Annotated in this window: 18 protein-coding genes; 4 read left to right on the top strand and 14 right to left on the bottom strand. The window is 44.4% G+C overall.

Going from position 1 to position 17,535, the window contains the following annotated elements; all coding sequences use genetic code 11:
* The first annotated feature begins 47 nt into the window (after nt 1-47).
* Entirely contained in the window at nt 48-455 is a 408-nt protein-coding gene (locus tag C8D85_RS03165) for a MaoC family dehydratase (protein WP_133559902.1), read from the top strand.
* A gap of 81 nt (nt 456-536) precedes the next feature.
* Here C8D85_RS03165 and rluC read toward each other — a convergent pair whose 3' ends face one another.
* A complete protein-coding gene (gene rluC / locus C8D85_RS03170) occupies nt 537-1,508 on the bottom strand; it encodes a 23S rRNA pseudouridine(955/2504/2580) synthase RluC (protein WP_133559903.1) in 972 nt (323 codons plus the stop codon).
* Between the two features lie 430 nt (nt 1,509-1,938).
* Between rluC and rne the strand changes: the two genes are divergently transcribed.
* The gene (rne, locus tag C8D85_RS03175) at nt 1,939-5,151 is read left to right on the top strand and encodes a ribonuclease E (RefSeq protein WP_162847527.1); all 3,213 of its coding nucleotides are present in this window, start codon (nt 1,939-1,941) and stop codon (nt 5,149-5,151) included.
* 106 nt (nt 5,152-5,257) lie between these two features.
* On the opposite strand, the gene murI is transcribed toward rne, so the two are convergent.
* From murI to C8D85_RS03215, 8 genes are read right to left on the bottom strand one after another with little or no spacing between them, the layout of a single operon-like run.
* On the bottom strand, nt 5,258-6,052 hold the full coding sequence (murI, locus tag C8D85_RS03180) for a glutamate racemase (protein ID WP_133559904.1): 795 nt from the start codon (nt 6,050-6,052) through the stop codon (nt 5,258-5,260).
* Complete coding sequence (gene murB / locus C8D85_RS03185; RefSeq protein WP_133559905.1) at nt 6,049-7,095, bottom strand: UDP-N-acetylmuramate dehydrogenase; 1,047 nt, start codon at nt 7,093-7,095, stop codon at nt 6,049-6,051. The genes murI and murB overlap by 4 nt, the downstream gene beginning before the upstream one ends.
* Nucleotides 7,088-7,543, bottom strand: coding sequence for a low molecular weight protein-tyrosine-phosphatase (locus C8D85_RS03190; RefSeq protein ID WP_133559906.1), 456 nt, complete (start codon nt 7,541-7,543; stop codon nt 7,088-7,090). The genes murB and C8D85_RS03190 overlap by 8 nt, the downstream gene beginning before the upstream one ends.
* Nucleotides 7,544-7,547: 4 nt before the next feature.
* On the bottom strand, nt 7,548-7,736 hold the full coding sequence (locus tag C8D85_RS03195; protein WP_133559907.1) for a Trm112 family protein: 189 nt from the start codon (nt 7,734-7,736) through the stop codon (nt 7,548-7,550).
* On the bottom strand, nt 7,729-8,757 hold the full coding sequence (lpxK, locus tag C8D85_RS03200) for a tetraacyldisaccharide 4'-kinase (RefSeq protein WP_133559908.1): 1,029 nt from the start codon (nt 8,755-8,757) through the stop codon (nt 7,729-7,731). Before lpxK ends, C8D85_RS03195 begins: the two co-directional genes overlap by 8 nt.
* Complete coding sequence (locus C8D85_RS03205; protein WP_342353322.1) at nt 8,754-9,185, bottom strand: ExbD/TolR family protein; 432 nt, start codon at nt 9,183-9,185, stop codon at nt 8,754-8,756. The genes lpxK and C8D85_RS03205 overlap by 4 nt, the downstream gene beginning before the upstream one ends.
* Nucleotides 9,186-9,188: 3 nt before the next feature.
* Nucleotides 9,189-9,800, bottom strand: a complete 612-nt coding sequence (locus tag C8D85_RS03210; protein ID WP_133559909.1) for a MotA/TolQ/ExbB proton channel family protein — start codon at nt 9,798-9,800, stop codon at nt 9,189-9,191.
* Complete coding sequence (locus C8D85_RS03215) at nt 9,784-11,310, bottom strand: ComEC/Rec2 family competence protein (protein ID WP_244936922.1); 1,527 nt, start codon at nt 11,308-11,310, stop codon at nt 9,784-9,786. The genes C8D85_RS03210 and C8D85_RS03215 overlap by 17 nt, the downstream gene beginning before the upstream one ends.
* Before the next feature lie 314 nt (nt 11,311-11,624).
* Here C8D85_RS03215 and C8D85_RS03220 point away from each other — a divergent pair, with 314 nt between their 5' ends.
* Entirely contained in the window at nt 11,625-12,131 is a 507-nt protein-coding gene (locus tag C8D85_RS03220) for a DUF2062 domain-containing protein (RefSeq protein WP_133559911.1), read from the top strand.
* Between the two features lie 47 nt (nt 12,132-12,178).
* Here C8D85_RS03220 and C8D85_RS03225 read toward each other — a convergent pair whose 3' ends face one another.
* The 5 genes from C8D85_RS03225 to dapA are packed head-to-tail and all read right to left on the bottom strand — an operon-like array spanning nt 12,179 to nt 16,886.
* Nucleotides 12,179-12,865: an ABC transporter ATP-binding protein gene (locus C8D85_RS03225; protein WP_133559912.1), complete on the bottom strand. Its 687-nt coding sequence runs from the start codon at nt 12,863-12,865 to the stop codon at nt 12,179-12,181.
* Complete coding sequence (locus C8D85_RS03230) at nt 12,858-14,099, bottom strand: lipoprotein-releasing ABC transporter permease subunit (RefSeq protein WP_133559913.1); 1,242 nt, start codon at nt 14,097-14,099, stop codon at nt 12,858-12,860. The genes C8D85_RS03225 and C8D85_RS03230 overlap by 8 nt, the downstream gene beginning before the upstream one ends.
* Before the next feature lie 58 nt (nt 14,100-14,157).
* Nucleotides 14,158-14,874 carry a phosphoribosylaminoimidazolesuccinocarboxamide synthase gene (gene purC, locus C8D85_RS03235; RefSeq protein WP_133559914.1) on the bottom strand — a complete coding sequence of 239 codons (717 nt, stop codon included), beginning with the start codon at nt 14,872-14,874 and terminating at the stop codon, nt 14,158-14,160.
* 36 nt (nt 14,875-14,910) lie between these two features.
* On the bottom strand, nt 14,911-16,008 hold the full coding sequence (locus tag C8D85_RS03240; RefSeq protein ID WP_133559915.1) for a hypothetical protein: 1,098 nt from the start codon (nt 16,006-16,008) through the stop codon (nt 14,911-14,913).
* Nucleotides 16,008-16,886 (bottom strand): 4-hydroxy-tetrahydrodipicolinate synthase, encoded by an 879-nt coding sequence (dapA, locus tag C8D85_RS03245; protein ID WP_133559916.1) that lies wholly within the window; start codon nt 16,884-16,886, stop codon nt 16,008-16,010. The genes C8D85_RS03240 and dapA overlap by 1 nt, the downstream gene beginning before the upstream one ends.
* Before the next feature lie 173 nt (nt 16,887-17,059).
* Between dapA and bcp the strand changes: the two genes are divergently transcribed.
* On the top strand, nt 17,060-17,506 hold the full coding sequence (gene bcp / locus C8D85_RS03250) for a thioredoxin-dependent thiol peroxidase (protein WP_133559917.1): 447 nt from the start codon (nt 17,060-17,062) through the stop codon (nt 17,504-17,506).
* The last annotated feature ends 29 nt before the right edge of the window (nt 17,507-17,535 follow it).

The raw sequence follows: 17,535 nt of genomic DNA on the forward strand, positions 1-17,535 counted from the left end.
ACATTGAAGTGTAACATAGCGCCATTTATAGAAATAAGGACTTAATAGTGAGCTACTCATTCGAAGAATTAACAGAAGGCCTAAGCGCAAGCTTTGAAAAAGTTGTTACAGAACAAGACGTGCAAACTTTCGCGCAAGTAACAGGAGACACCAACCCTGTTCACTTGGATGCAGACTATGCTGCCACTACTAGCTTTGAAAAACCCATTGCTCACGGAATGCTGACTGCCGGCTTCATTTCAGCAGCCATCGGCACAAAGTTACCTGGGCCTGGCTGTATTTATTTAGAGCAATCACTGAAATTTCGCGCCCCTGTGTTTATTGGTGCAACGGTGACCACTACTGTAACTGTAAAAGAGCTGAATGAACGTCGCCGTCGCGCCGTGCTGGAAACTGTTTGTACAGTAGAAGGTAAGAAAGTTGTGACGGGCGAAGCCACCATCATGTTACCGTAAAAAGTAATTAGTTCCTAGAATGCAAAAAAGCCGCAGCATTCGTTATGCTGCGGCTTTTTAATCAATCAATACTGGATCAAATCAAAACTTACTTGGAAGAGCCTGCATCGCCTCTTTCCAAGCATCTTCAATCGGCGCTTCTAACACTAGCTTTTGACCATCGTAGTCATCAATCACTAATCGAGAAGCGTGTAAGCACAAACGTTTAAAACCAAGTTGCTTTGCTTCAGCATTCGCTTCATTGGGTGAATATTTATCATCTCCAACAATTGGATAACCTGCAAATTGCGTATGCACACGAATCTGGTGAGTTCGCCCTGTGACTGGCTCACATTCTATTAATGTATAACCTTCGAAGTTGCGCATCACTTTAAAACGAGTCAAAGATTCCTTGCCATCCGTATGAACTTTCACGACACGTTCGCCAGATTTAAGTTCATTTTTAAGAAGCGGTGCATTGACCTGTAACTTTCGCTTAGGCCAAGAACCAAACACCAAAGCATTATACGTCTTCTGTACACCTTCCTTCTCTCGCAAGGCAGCATGCAGCATTTTTAACACGCTTCGTTTTTTTGCGATCATGATCAGTCCTGAGGTATCGCGATCTAAACGATGCACTAACTCTATAAACTTTTCTTGAGGGCGCATCTGACGGACAACTTCAACCAAACCAAAGCTCAACCCACTGCCACCATGAACAGCTAAGCCAGATGGCTTATTCACCACAATCAAGCCTTTGTCTTCAAATACAATTCGACTCTCGATTTCTTGCTTCAAACCTTCTGCCACCATGGGCTTATCTGATGGCTGAGCCACAACAATTGGCGCTATGCGTATTACGTCTTCATTACTTAAGCGAAAATCAGGCTTTATTCTTTTTTTGTTGACTCGAATCTCACCCTTACGCAGCAAGTTGTAGATCTTCCCCTTGGGCACTCCTTTAAGGAAAGTCACCAAAAAGTTGTCGATACGCTGACCATGATTATTTTCATCAATGGTTACAAAACGTACCTGTGGGCGCTCTTGTGCGCCATTAATTTCACTAGCTGCCAAAAGAATGGTTTCCTATGTAATTGAAGCACTTAGATTTTACTGTTATATTCAAAACCGCAGAGGGTAAGAGGCAACAGAAAGCCTCGAAGAAGTAATTGTAACGAATGAATAGCCAATACCAAAGCGACACTTTGGTCATTTCTTACCTCTGAGCAAAAAGTTAATTTTTATATAATAAACCGCATGAATCAGTGAATCGGTTCATGGGTGTAACAGTTTACCATTGAAGACGCTTTCAAGATCAGCACCTTTCATGTTGGCCGATAGTTGAAACACGTATTACAGCAACACAGAAAAGAGCGACACCATGGCGATTTTTAGCCTTTGTGGTGAGCCTTTAAATTGTGTCTGATTGCGACCGCCAATTCAAAAATCTCGTTACATTTCATGAGCTTAGCATTCACCGAATCATTAGAAAGAGTCAGCATTAATGATTAGAATGTTAATAAACGCAACTCAACAAGAAGAGTTGCGCGTTGCGTTAGTGGATGGGCAGCGCCTGTACGATCTAGATATCGAATCAGGGTCTCGTGAACAAAAGAAAGCAAATATCTATAAAGGCAAAATCACTCGCATTGAACCTAGCTTAGAAGCCGCTTTCGTAGACTACGGCGCTGAGCGCCACGGCTTCCTTCCCCTCAAAGAAATCTCAAAAACTTACTTCTCTAAAAAATCCAATTCAGACGGCCGCCTTAACATCAAAGATGTGCTAACTGAAGGACAGGAAGTCATCGTACAGGTAGACAAAGAAGAACGTGGCAACAAGGGTGCGGCGCTAACAACATTTGTCAGCCTTGCAGGTCGCTACTTGGTTTTGATGCCAAACAACCCTCGCGCAGGTGGTATTTCACGCCGCATTGATGGTGATGACCGAACTCAATTAAAAGAAGCCATGTCTGGTCTTGATGTTCCAGATAATGGCGGTTTGATTGTCCGTACTGCAGGTGTTGGCCGCTCAACTGAAGAGCTTCAGTGGGACTTGGATTACCTACAAACACTTTGGGACTCGATCACCAAAGCGGCAGCTGACCGCCCTGCTCCATTCTTGATTTACCAAGAAAGCAATATCGTGATCCGTGCTATTCGCGACTACCTACGCGATGACATTGGCGAAGTACTGATCGACGAAAAGAACGTTTACCAAGACGCCCTTAACTTCGTTATGCAGGTGATGCCGCACTTTAAAAACCGCATCAAACTGTACACAGAACCTACCCCGCTATTTAACCGCTTCCAAATCGAAACTCAGATCGAAACAGCTTTCCAACGTGAAGTTCGCCTGCCATCAGGTGGCTCGATCGTCATCGACCCTACAGAAGCCTTGGTTTCTATTGATATCAACTCTGCTCGTGCAACGAAAGGTGGAGATATTGAAGAAACAGCACTACAAACCAACTTAGAAGCCGCTGACGAGATCGCACGTCAATTGCGTCTTCGTGATATTGGCGGACTAGTTGTTATCGACTTTATCGATATGACGCCTGTACGCAACCAAAAAGAAGTTGAAAACCGCATGAAAGCGGCACTTGAAGCAGACCGTGCACGCGTACAAATCGGACGCATCTCACGTTTTGGTCTACTAGAAATGTCGCGTCAACGCCTTCGCCCTTCACTTGGCGAAACCAGCGGCATCGTTTGTCCTCGCTGTAATGGACAAGGATTTATTCGTGACGTTGAATCCCTAGCGCTTTCTGTTCTGCGCCTAATTGAAGAAGAATGTGCCAAAGAGCGTACCGCACAGATCCGAGCTATCTTGCCAGTATCTGTCGCAACATTCTTGCTGAATGAAAAACGTACAAACATCGCTAAAATTGAAAAACGCAACGATGTTCATATCATCTTGGTACCTAACCCTCACATGGAAACACCTCACTTCCATGTAGAGCGAATCCGAGATGACAACGAAGTCATCGCGCAAGATGACAGCAGTTACACTCTAGTTGAAGAGCCTGTTCAGCCTCCTTACGAGCCACGCAAGGCAAATGAACACACTCGCCAACAAGCAGCGGTGACCAGCATTTCACCTGCATCACCAGCTCCAGCGCCAACTGAAGCAGAGAAGAAAACGACGGCTAAGCCTGGCTTCTTCAAACGCTTGTTGAATGCATTATTCGGAAGCACTGAAGAATCCGAGAAAGCAGAAAAAGCGCCTCAAAAAGACACGAAGAAAACTTCTAGTAAATCCTCTGATGAGCGCAAGCCGTCTCGCAACCGTCAACGTGATCGCCGACCTTCTCGCCAAAACAGCGACAAGGATCAAAAAGCTCAAAACAACAGCGAGCACCAGAAACCTAAGTCAACGCGTCAGTCTCGTCGTGCCCAAGCAGAAGCGCAAGAGTCTACTAAAGACACTAACAACAGCCGCAACAAGCAACGCGAAAAGACGAACAAAGACTCGCAGAACAAAGATTCTGCACCTAAGGTAAAAGCACGTCGTCCTGAGCCAGAAGTAAAAGAGCGCAAGCGCGAGCGCAATGAGAACAAGCGCCGTAACGGCAAGCTGAAAGACGAAGTCGAGTTAGCTCAACAGCAACAACTACAAGCTGAACAAGAAGCGAAAGACGCTGAGCAAACGCAAAACGCCGAGACTTCTGCTTCTAATCAAGGCAGTGAAGAAAACAGCTCAACGGAACGCAAGCCTCGTCGCTCTCGCCGCTCTCGACGCAACAAGTCTGATGAAGCAGCTAAAGCAACACCTGAGACACAGGAAAATGCTACCGAGCAAACGGCTGAAGCACCCACTACTGAAACAGAAGTTAAGGCAAAAGAAACTACTTCAGCGAAAGAGACGCCAACTCAAGAAGACACTCCAGCAACAAGTGAAGTAGCTGAGAAAAGTGAAAAGGCTGAAGAAAAACCTGCTAAGCCTAAGATGTCTGTCAAAGCAGGCATGAATAAGATTGCCAAAGCAGATAATCCTGAAGAAGCAGCTACATCTTCTACTGAAGAAAGCAGCACTACAGCCACTCCTGAAAAAAAAGTCGTAGACGCTAGTCAGGAAATTGAAAACAGCGAAGCGGAAGCTGAAGCTCCTGCAACAGCTAACCAAAAGGCTGACAGTGATTCAGAGGCAACAGACGCTAAAGCTGAAACACCAGCTGAGTCTAATGACTCTTCTGAAGTTGCTGAAGAAAACGCTAAGCCTGAAAGCGTAACGACTGCTGAGGCAACTAAGCCAGCCGCTTCCACTAGCGAAAGTGATGCTCAAAATACTGCGCAAGACAAAGAAGTCTCAAGTGATGTTAAAACTGCTACAGAGGATACGCCAGAGCACACTGCAGCGAAGGAATCCAATACAACGGAAGCAAACCCAGCAGAAGCTGAGCTAACCAAAGCTGTGGCAGTAGAATCATCAGAAGATGAAGATACACCAAAAACAGGTAAGAAGATTCGTCAACCGCGACCTATCCGCGGGAGAAAAGTCAACAAGCCTGCAACTGAGCAAAAAGCACCTGTAGAACTACCTAAAGCCCTTATTGAGCAACAAGAAAAGGCTAAGCAGGAGCTTATTGAGAAGCGCGAGCAAGCAGCTCAACAGCGTCGTCAACGCCGTTCAGGTCGAGTGAAAAACGATCCACGCCTTTCACGCTCAGAAGACAGCAACATCGAGCAAAATGAAACTGAAGCAGAATTAAATCAATAACTCTGCAAGGCATTGCTTAGTGCACAACAAAAAGCCAGCTAATTTTAGCTGGCTTTTTTATTGTCATGTAATGGGAAGCTGGGAATTAGCGTAAGATTCTTTCGCTTTAAATATCAACAAAGCATATGTTTTTTGCTTCAATATCTTGCGACCAATAACTTAGACTCTTCTGGAATCCCACTGCACCATTGGTAAATATCGCAACATTAGCATCATCCAGAAAATCATCACTTAAAGCATGACCTTGACTGAGAAGAATACGCCTCACCTGTGCAGTAACCCCCTCACTAGGTTCCACGATTTCAACACCAGGCAATGCTACTTCGAACATATTTTTTATAAGCGGATAATGAGTACAAGCAAGCACCAAGGCATCGGATTGATGCTCTTTGACAATAGTTGAAACCCTAACTACCTCTTGCTCAGCTACAGATAAAACACTAGGCATTTCATCAATAAGTGAAGCCAGGCTCTTACTGGCTAAAACCTGCACTTCCGTATCAAAGCGCCACGCTTCAATGAGCTCATTTAAACGTAAACTCTTACTTGTACCTTCCGTTGCAAGTACAGAGACACGCTTTCGGCTACTGCGTCGACAAGCAGGCTTAACAGCCGGCTCCACACCAACAATCGGAAGATCAGTTTTAGCTCTTAGGGTCTGAATGCCAGCAACGGTCGCGGTATTACACGCAACCACCATCACACAGCAGCCTTGCGATTTAAAAAAATCGGCCACAACCAATAATCGATCAACAATAAACGCATCACTTTTAGCACCATATGGCGCATGAGCCTGATCAGCAAAGTAAATCAACTCTATGTTTGGAAGGTTTTTTTGAATGGATTTAAGTATGGTTAAACCACCCGCACCAGAATCCATCACCCCAATTTTAGTGCTCATTGCGCCTGGCCAATCAAAACAGGTTCACGCTCAAGCGTGACATTGAAGAGCTCTTCAACAGAGCGCTGAATTTTGGCTTCCAAATCAAGCAAAGCATCCGCTTTACTACACTCAAAATTCACCAACACCAATGCCTGCTTTTCATACACACCCACACCCTGGTCGGTATATCCCCTCCAGCCAGCTCGATCATTCAGCCAACCCGCCGCAAGCTTCCACCCACCCTCTTGCTCAAAAGCAACAATATTAGGGTAAGCGCCCTTCAAGCGTGAATAGTGCTCATGAGTGACTATAGGGTTCTTAAAAAAACTGCCTGAATTTGGCAGAACATTGGGATCAGGAAGCTTTTCTTTACGAATCTTACAAACACAATCAAACACTTCTTTTATTGAGGCGTCTGCATCAAGCAAGTTACCCAATCCACCATACGAAAGCGCTAGCTCTGGATGCTTTGATAATTTTAATTTGATAGAGGTAATGATGTAGCGATCTTTCCAATCGGTCTTAAACAAAGAGTCTCGATAACCAAAGCCACATTGTTCTGCATTAAGCTCAAGCAGCTCAAGAGAGCGGCGATCAACAACACATACTGATAGCAGTGTATCTTTGATTTCAACACCGTATGCACCGATATTTTGGACGGGCGCAGCACCGGCAGAACCAGGAATCAAAGCGAGATTTTCAATGCCGCCAAGACCTTGCATGACCGCCCATTCAACACATTGATGCCAAACTTCCCCTGCAGCAAACTCGACGACAGCATAATCCTGAGAGCTTTCACAAAGTGCTCGCCCTTGGAGTTTATTCACAATCACAAGACCAGAAACATCACCACAGATAAGGAGGTTGCTACCGCCACCTAGAACAGTGACAGGTAAATGGTTCGAGTTTGCCCACAACAGGGCTTCAGACAACTCATTCTGAGACGTAACTTCTGCTAAATACTCCGCCTGATAGTCAAATGAAAAAGTGTTGTATTGTTTTAATGAAACCCTACTTTTCACAAAAGAGGGACCAGTAGCAGATGGCTCAACTTTATTCATAGTGTCTTTCCAGAAAGCTTTCCGCAATGGCAAACAAGTGCTTTCGCATCACCACAAATCCAGCGTCACCACCATAATAAGGATCATCGACTTCACCAAACTCTGCGGCCGAATCAAACTCACCAAACATGACCACCTTTGCTGTAGCATCCAGAGGCTTAATGGACTGAAGGTTCAAAAGATTCTCTTTATCCATGGCCAGAATCCAGTCGAACTCATAGAAATCCTGCTGACTCACCTGTCTTGCAGACTGCTTAGAAATATCAATGCCCACTTGCGCCAATGCATTGATTGATCTGGCATCCGGTCGTTTGCCTATGTGATAAGCAGCTGTACCAGCTGAATCAACAGTTAAATCCAGTGATTGAGAGCATGCCAAATACTCAAAAATTCCTTGAGCCGCTGGCGAACGACATATGTTACCCAAGCAAACAACTAAAATTTTCATGAGCTTACTTTTCTTCTAAACGCTCTTCACTGGACAAGGTTCTTGCTTCAGTTTCTAGTAATACAGGTATGCCATCGCGAAGCGGGTAAGCCATTCCACCAACCTTACTAATTAACTCAGTACCATCTTCACTTAATGTAAGCGGTGCTTTAGTGACAGGACAAACAAGGATCTCTAATAATGCTTTATTCATAACGTAAACTCTTTAATTCAGTCACTTGAGCCAACCGGCCCAAAACAAATTGCTTAAAATTTTCTGGCAGTGATAGCTCTGCAACCACATACCACCAATCATCTTGCGACTGAGCAAATGCTTCAACCTTAACCGCATCTTTCTCAGTCATTATTACTTTTTCAAATCCAGCTATGTCATCTCTTTTAAATTGATGATGATCAGAAAAAAATGTCGTATGAGACTGGTCTGGTAACCCCTGTTCTTTTAGAGTTTCCATAAACCTCTCTGGATTACCAACACCAGCCACAACGTGCCAACCATCATGCGCCAATGCTGACAGCACCTGCTGGCGATCATCTATAACATGCTTAAGTTGAGTCAGCTCCATTTCCCCAGTAAACATGGGTTGTTTGGTCACAAGCGCTGGCAGAGCATTTAGAGAAAAGACACAGTCAGCCGCATCGATACGAGATACCGGCTCACGCAAAGGGCCTACTGGCAGTAACTGGCCATTTCCTAAGCCGCGCTTCGCATCAACCATAATAATTTCAATATCACGATCCATAGCGTAATGCTGCATACCATCATCACTGATGATCACATCAACATCCGAATCGTTTTCAAGAGCACGAATAGCTAAGACACGTTTGTTTGCAACAGACACAGGACAGCCAGTGCGACGAGCCAGCATCAACGGCTCATCACCAACTTCTGACGCAGTTGACTGGCGTGTAACGAGCAAAGCAGTGTCTAGCTCACGCTTATGGCCACGTGTCACAATCCCTGGACGATAACCTTGCTCTTTTAAGTATGAACAAAGGGCTATCACCATCGGAGATTTTCCGGTACCACCTACTGTGATATTTCCAACCACAATGACAGGCAGTTTTGACCGATAACTCGCTGTATCTCGGTGCTTTAAAAACGCTTTACGCTTAGCATGGACAATGGGCGCAGTGAGCAACAAAAAAGGCGTCAGTCCCCAAGTCCAGCCACACTTGCGATACCATGACTTCGTCAATGATTGCTCAAAGCTCACTGAGCATCCTCTTTTTGCGCAGTATGAGCTAATTTTGTCACCCCTAACTGTGAGGCAGCGTCATAGACTTTCATGACCATCTCATAGGACGCGTTGGCGTCAGCGGTAATAATTAAAGGACGATCGAAGTTACCAGAGAACGTTTCTTTTAGCCCCTGCACCAAAGTACTTACTCGTTCATTAATCAAGGTCTGACCATTAATCACAAACTGACCGTCTCTAGTAATGGTTACTTCAACAGGATCCTGAGATACGATCGGTGGCGCGCCATTGGCTGCTGTTGGCAAGTCGATTGTAAGGTCAGTCGTCTGTTTGAAGGTGGTACTGACCATAAAAAATATTAATAACAAAAAGACCACATCAATTAATGGCGTTAAATTGATATGGACATCTTCAATCTTTTGCCTACGAAATTTCAATGAAGCCACCTGCTACTCTTTGCCGTCAGCATTCAGTACATCGATCAGTTTAGTCGACTGCTGTTCCATATTGACCACAAGCTCATCAATTTTCCTCGCAAAGTAACGATGAAAGGCAAGCGCAGGAATGGCAACCAAAAGACCTGCAGCCGTGGTTAACAACGCCTCAGAAATACCTCCTGCTAACAATTGGGTATTACCTGCGCCTTGCTCCATCAGCACATTAAAGACTTTGATCATACCTACGACAGTTCCCAGTAGTCCCACCAACGGAGAAATGACTGCGATCGTACCCAAAGTACTCATAAAACGCTCAAGCTCATGAATAACATGATTAGCGGCTTCTTGAATACTTTCTTTCATTGCTCGACGTCCATGCTTTGAACTCAGTAAACCTGCGGCAAATATAGAACTTAAGCCCGATTGAGCCTGCATAGAACGAATATAATCGAGCGTCATTCGGTCTTCGCGCAAACGCGTCATCACATCGGAAAGCAATGCTCTTGGAGCCACTCTGCTTCCACGCAGCGTCCAAAAACGCTCTAAAATAATGGCAAGCGTAAGAATAGAACATAGCAATAATGGCCACATAAACGGACCACCAGATTTAAAAAGCTCTAACACCGAGACCTCCTGTTTCTAATTGGGAGTAATTTAACACACTCTCCAATAATTCTGCATGTTCGCAAGCAACTGTTTTCAAAACATTTAATAATTGGTAGCAATCGGACGATTCGGCCTCCCAAATGCCCTGAGCAAAGGAGATATAGAGCTTTTCACTAGGCTGTAGATGTATCACAGGAACACTCATCGCCTCTAACAGCCCTTTCTCAGCAATCCGTTGCTCCGATAGTATTGCAAGCCGCCAATCGTTAACTATCGCAGCTCGTGCCACATCACTAACGATCACATTCAAGGCGATAACATGATCGCCAATCTTTGTGGAATCTTGGGCATGATAATACATCTCGCCCCTCTCATGCTTCCATTCAATAATCGACTGCTCTGCTGAAGCACGCTCCCAGATTCGCACGGTCGTAGAAGGTTCACTCGATTGTTTAACAGCAAATATCAAACATCCCATCACCAACCAAACTTTGCGTTTTGGCAACCAAGCAACAAAATAATAAGCGAGGATGATAAGCAACAGTTTGATTTGTAAAGATGGCAAACTAATTAAAAATAACGTCGGAACGTCAACCAATAATGGCTCAATCAACTGATATGCATAGACTAAAGCGCCATCAAACAATTCGTAAACATTGGTCGATTGAAACAAGAAACCTTCAAGCAAAGCGACCCACGCAATGGGAAACCAAACAAACGCCACAAATGGAACCAACACCATATTAACAAGAATGGTTAATCCGCTGAGCTCTACTTGCCAGCCCAATGTTAACAACACAGCGAACATAGACAGTAAAACTTGCATTTCGATAAATCGACCAACGGAGACGCTCCGCTTCAAAGTAATACAAATCAAAGCCACAAATGAAAAGGAAAGCCAAAACGAAGGATCTAGCACCCTCCCAGGCCAAACCAGCAACATACACCAAGCACTTACCAGTAACACCTGAAAAACCGAAACCTTGAGACAAACCGCTCTCAATGAAAAGCCTATTAGCGCCATCAAAGCCGCCCGAATAGCTGGCTCCCCTGCTCCGCTCCAATAGGCATATAGGAATGCTAACGGTATCACCAATAAAGCATCCAAGTGACAACGCCAAATACCTAGCACGCGAACTTTAGGAAGCATTAGCCAGATAACTTTGCTGAGCAGCAAAGCTAGAACACAAACAAAACCGACATGAAGACCTGAGACAACAAAAAGATGCGCTATACCTAAATGATTCACCAGCCAACGATCACGCTCACTCCAACCCGAGCGATCCCCCTTGATTATTGAGTAAGCAAATCTCCAGCTAGGAAAATGCGATAGTGACTTGAAATACCAATCACTTGCGGCAACCTCGCCATATAGATACACCACTGCATCCACACCTTTGGCAAACGCATAGCGTTCTCGGTAATCACCACGAGGATTTGCAACAACAGGCACAACAGGACGTCCGTTAATAACTTCAGCAACCGCGTGACAAGGCGCAAAAACAGCCCCTCCACCACTCTGTTTCACCAAGATGGTTTCAAGGACTGTTTCTCCACTTGTAAACCAGCAACCCTGGTCAAGATCTAAAAAGTAATCTTGATGTTGATAAACTAAGGACCGCTCTTGCCATATGTTGTGACTTATCAGTGAAACTAAGGAAATTAAAACTAATATGAGCCCCAGCCAATCTTTACGGAAGATTTGATAGAGACATAGAAGGATCATATGCGTAGAATACAGCCACCGAAGAGAAGGTGGTGTTAATACAGCTGCCACAAGCAAGCAAATATTGAAAAGCAACATTGGACCTCCTTGTCCACTTGTAGCCTTAAGTAGTTATTATGCCAAAGCGTTACCTTAAGAAATTTGTCCCACATCCAGAGAAGCTTAAACAAAATAAAGCGCTTGGGCTCCTTGGAACACAAATATATGAAGCCGACCTTTGGCATCTATCTCGCCGATCCGTCGCAAAAGCATTCTGGAATGGCCTTTTTTGGGCAGCAATACCTATGCCCTTCCAAATGGTTGTCTCTGCACTTTTCGCCATCCCACTGAGAGCCAACATCCCACTATCAATTGCGCTAGTGTGGATCACAAACCCGATTACCATGCCTGTCGTTTTCTATGTCAATTACCTGATTGGCACATGGATTGTTGGTAATGGCATCGACTCAGAATTCCAAATGTCCGTCGAATGGATTTGGCGACAAATCGAGCATATCTGGCTACCACTTTACGTTGGGTCCATCGTCGCGGGCTTTATAGCAGGTGGAATCGGCTACTTCTCAATTCTTCTGTTATGGCGTTTACACGTCATAAAACGCTGGAAAAATCGCCGCCTGAAATAACTAAAAAAGCGCAGACAATTGCTGCGCTTTTTTCTTTCTAAAATTGTCTAATCAGTGATTTGATTCAGCGTTTTGGCGCTTAATCGATAAGCCCTATCCATCCAAGAGAGCATTTTTTCATCGTGAGTTACGATGAGGAAAGCCATCTCTTTTTCCACTTTAAGTCGCAGAATTAAATCCTGAATCTCTTGAGAAGTCGTTTCATCCAAATTACCTGTCGGCTCATCCATCAACACACAAGCTGGGTTATGCGCTAACGCTCGAGCAATTGCGACACGTTGACGCTCCCCCCCAGAAAGTTGCGACGGTCGATGAGAAAGCCGCTCTGATAAGCCTACATCCTGCAACAACTTAGACGCCACGCCTTTAGCATCGCTAGCTTTCTTTCCTGCAATAAGAAGTGGCATCATGACATTTTCAAGCGCACTAAATTCAGGCAACAGATGATGAAACTGATAGACAAAGCCAAGCTTTTCATTACGCAATTTTGAACGCTTAGAATCACCAAGGGAATGCCAGGAAATTCCATCAATTTCCACATCACCATGAGACGCCTTATCTAATCCTGCTAACAGGTTAAGTAAGGTTGTCTTACCTGAGCCAGAGCTCCCCACAATTGCAACCGCTTCACCCTTGCAAAGCTCGAAATCTATATCATCAAAGACCTGAACATCCCTTTTACCATCTCGGTATTGCTTGCTCAGCCCTTTACTTTGTAAAACTACATCACTCATAGCGCAAAGCCTCCGCAGGATCTACTTTTGAGGCACGCCAAGCTGGGTACAAAGTCGCTAAAACAGTCATACAGAATGCAGCCGTCACTATAAGCCGAACATCTTGCCATTCTAATTGCGAAGGCAAATAGTTAATAAAGTACACGTCACCACTTAGGAACTGCACACCCAAGATCCCTTCAAGCCAAGCAATCGCATCACTAACATTCAATGCGGCAGTCACACCAAGCAACAGACCTATCAAGGTACCCAACAGGCCAATAAAGATACCTTGCACAACAAACACCCACATAACCTGACCGGATGTCAGCCCCATCGTACGTAAAATCGCAATATCGGTACGTTTATCCGTTACCACCATTACCAACGTGGAAACGATATTAAAAGCAGCCACGGCCACGATCAACAATAGCAGTAAGCCGATCATAGTCTTTTCCATTTTAATGGCCTGAAATAAGTTACCGTGAGTACGTGTCCAATCACTTACTTTATTTTGACCAGGAATCGCTCTTGCGATATCCCAAATTAAGCTTGGCGCATCAAACAAATTATCAAAAGCAACTCGTAATGCTTCCACATCCTCTGGCTGGTAGCGCTTCAATCTAGCAGCATCCTGAATATGTATATAGGCCAAACTTGAATCCAATTCAGCGCCAACTTTGAACGTACCTACTAGAGTAAAACGCTTCAAGGTAGGAGTTATGCCAGCTATGGATACATTTGCTTTAGGCATTAACGCCGTTACCTTATCCCCTAATCGCACACCTAACATTCGGGCAAGTTGCTCACCAAGAACAATGCCGAACTCGCCAGACTTAAGATCACTCAAAGCACCTGAAGTCATATGATTAGGCAGGATAGATACCATTGCCTCTAAATCAGGATTAATACCATTGAGCAATGCTCCGTGTACCCCACGACTCGACTGAAACATTACTTGGGCTTGTATGTGCGGGGCAACAGCTTTTACCCCCGGCATTTCAGCAACCAAGTCAGCAGTTTTCTGCCAATCATCCAGAGTCGGATCCCCCCAAACTGTTGCGTGGGGAACCATTCCGAGAATACGTTGACGCAGCTCTCGATCAAAGCCATTCATAACAGATAACACTGTAATCAGAACAGCTACGCCTAATGCAATACCTGCAATAGATGAGAAACTTATAAAAGAAATAAAGTGATTGGCACGCTTAGCACGCGCATAACGCAAACCAATTTTGACAGGCAATAAATTCATACAACATGCGTCCATAACAAAGAAGGGGCATAAAGCCCCTTCTTGTGATCAGCGTATATTAAGCATCAAAATCGATGCCAATACGACGACCTACATCTTCATAGGCTTCAATCACACCACCAAGACCTTGGCGGAAGCGATCTTTGTCTAGTTTTTCTTTTGTCTTCGCATCCCACAAACGACAACCGTCTGGAGAGAACTCATCACCAAGTACCACTTCACCTTTGAATAGACCAAACTCAAGTTTGTAATCTACTAGGATCATGCCACCTTCCGCAAACAATGCTTTCAGCACATCGTTTACTTTGTATGTTAGCTCTTTTGCTTTTGCTAAATGTTCGGCTTTTGCCCAACCAAATGATTCAACGTGAGACTCGTTGATCATAGGATCACCTAAAGCGTCATTCTTAAGGAACAATTCAAAAGTAGGAGGTGTAAGCTCCTGTCCCTCTTCAACGCCTAAGCGACGACATAAGCTACCAGCCGCTACATTACGAACCACACACTCTACCGGCATCATATCTAAGCATTTAACCAAAGACTCGGTGTCGCTAAGCAGTGCTTCAAAGTGAGTAGGAATACCAGCTTCTTCTAGTTTACTCATAATAAAGGCATTAAATTTATTATTTACCATGCCTTTACGGTCTAGCTGCTCAACTTTCTTACCGTCGAACGCAGAAGTGTCGTTACGGAATACCAGAACCATTTTATCAGGATCATCGGTACGAAATACCGATTTTGCCTTGCCTGCATATAGCTCTTGTCGTTTTTCCATGTGGAGAATCTCCAATTAATACTGTGAGGGGATTAATTACTTCGCCAGTAGCGAAAGGATGCGGTATGACGTCAGTGCTGGGTTATCCGTAGCAGACGTATCAACCGTTAAAAAGTAGCCTTCCTGTTGACGAATCAACTGATATGGATAGCTACGTTCCGTCCATGGCACATCGTCAAGATTGCGACGACGCACTTTAAAAAGAATCACATCTTTATTTTCCGAAAGTGCACCTAGAGGCACTTTAAAATCAACAATATCGCCTACTTTTGCCAATTCGTTTTGCGGAACTAATGCCAGCTCTTTAGGCATGTCATTAGTAATATGAATACCAGAAGTTGAACGGATGTACTGATCTACTGAAGCGGCATCCGCCTCTTTGCCTAAGTACAGCGCCAACTTATCGTCTCGATTGGTCCAAATGCGAGATTTTAGCACTGGTTCTTTGCTTTGGTTGGACAAAAGCACTGTTTCGACCGTTAAATCTCGTGACATATGAGACCATGCATTCACCATTTGTGAAGCAATAGTTTCATTTAATGTTAGATCGACGTTTTCTTCACGGCCCTCTGCGTCAATAGCAACAACCGAAACGCTGACATCAACAGCTGCACTCTGCTGAGCAAAGTTCGCTGTTACTCGATATTGAGTCGGCTTTAATCGTGTAATGCTGCTCCACAATTTTGCCAAGCTTCCTTGGCTATCAAGCTGAATAGGTGCACTGACCAGCTGCGCATCACTCACGGAATTAAACACAACTTCCTCGCCACTTAGGGACGAGAAGTAGTCCGTAATCAGTTTCTTAGACTGCTCAAGCGAAGCAGGAATTTGATAAGTCACTTGATACTGGCCAAACACCATCGGCACGTAGGCCATAGATAAAAAGGGTTTTGGAGCTCTAGGAGCTTCAAATTCACCTGTTGCATTTAAAGCGGCCACACGATCTTCATTAGGAATGATCATTTTATCTGAAATGTCGTATCGGCCAGCGGGTAATTCCAACTCAACATCGCTACTTTCTGCTGTTTGATAATCTAACCCATGATCTGTGACCAAATTGGAACAGCCAGATAAAACAACGACTGAAAATAAACCACCTAAAACTAACTGAGTTTTTTTCTGTTTAATTGACATTATTTAGATACTCCAGCGGCATCAAGAGCTGCAGAAACTTCTGCAAAGTACTGCTCTGAAAGCGGTGTAAGTGGAAGTCGAATAGCGTTTTCACATAAACCTAGTTGCGCTGCGGCCCATTTAACTGGGATTGGATTCGGCTCTACAAACAGGGACTTATGTAAACCTTTGATCCCTGCATCGACCTCATGTGCTGCTTCAGCATCACCAGCGATGGCAAGCTCTGCAGCTTTTGCAACTTGTGAAGGGGCAACGTTAGCTGTAACGGAAATATTACCTTTACCGCCCAGCAACATTAAACCCACAGCCGTTGGATCATCACCAGAATATACAGCAAACGTTTCCGGTACGGCATTGATCAGTTCTTTTGCTCGCTCTAAGTCACCAGTAGCATCTTTAATCCCTACGATGTTAGGAATAGATGTTAAACGTAGAACCGTCTCATTACTCATATCACAAGCTGTACGGCCTGGAACGTTGTACAGAATTTGAGGAATGTCGACAGCTTCAGCAATGGCTTTAAAGTGCAAGAACAAGCCTTCTTGAGTTGGGCGATTGTAGTATGGCACCACTAATAGACAAGCGTCCGCACCCGCTTCTTTTGCTCGCTGTGTAAGATCAATGGCCTCATGTGTAGAGTTTGCACCTGTACCGGCAATCACAGGAATCCTACCATTCACCTTCTGGACCACTTGGCGAATTACATTCGCATGTTCGTCATAAGTCAATGTGGCGGATTCGCCTGTTGTTCCCACTGCAACAATGCCGTGTGTACCGGCTGCAACATGGTACTCTACAAGTTCATCTAGCTTTTGCTTATCGATGCTGCCATCGGACTTCATTGGTGTGATAAGCGCCACTAAACTTCCAGTAATCATTCCTACATCTCCACATTGATTTAAGCGTGCATAGTCTACCGCTCACGTACCCCCTATACAACACAACAAGAAGGCAATATTTAGTCCTTACACGTTATCAAGTACACTTAGCATCCAATTTGACACTTCAATACGTAAGAGTGCCAAACATAAACATGATAATGGAGCCAAAAATGAGCTTAACAATTGGACAAGAAGCCCCTGATTTCACTTCAAAAGACCAACATGGCAACCCTATCACGCTGAGTGAATTTCGTGGAAAAAAAGTCGTACTTTACTTCTATCCAAAAGATTCCACTCCTGGGTGTACGGCGCAAGCATGCAACCTACGTGATCACCACCAAGAGCTAACAGATGCAGGATATGTGGTACTAGGTATCAGCCCTGACAGCGAAAAGCGCCATCAAAACTTTATCAATAAAAACGAGCTTCCATTCACTCTTATCTCGGATGAAGACAAATCCGTTCACGAATTGTATGGCACTTGGCAACTAAAGAAGTTCATGGGCAAAGAATACATGGGCACAGTGCGCACTACCTTTATCATTGATGAGCAAGGCAACATTGAAAACATCATTGAGAAAGTTAAAACAAAAGACCATACCGCACAGATCCTGTAACCAGTAGACATCAAAATAAAAAGCCCAGT

Origin of the sequence: Marinomonas communis, from assembly GCF_004363305.1 — a bacterium.
Classification (GTDB): Bacteria; Pseudomonadota; Gammaproteobacteria; order Pseudomonadales; family Marinomonadaceae; genus Marinomonas; species Marinomonas communis.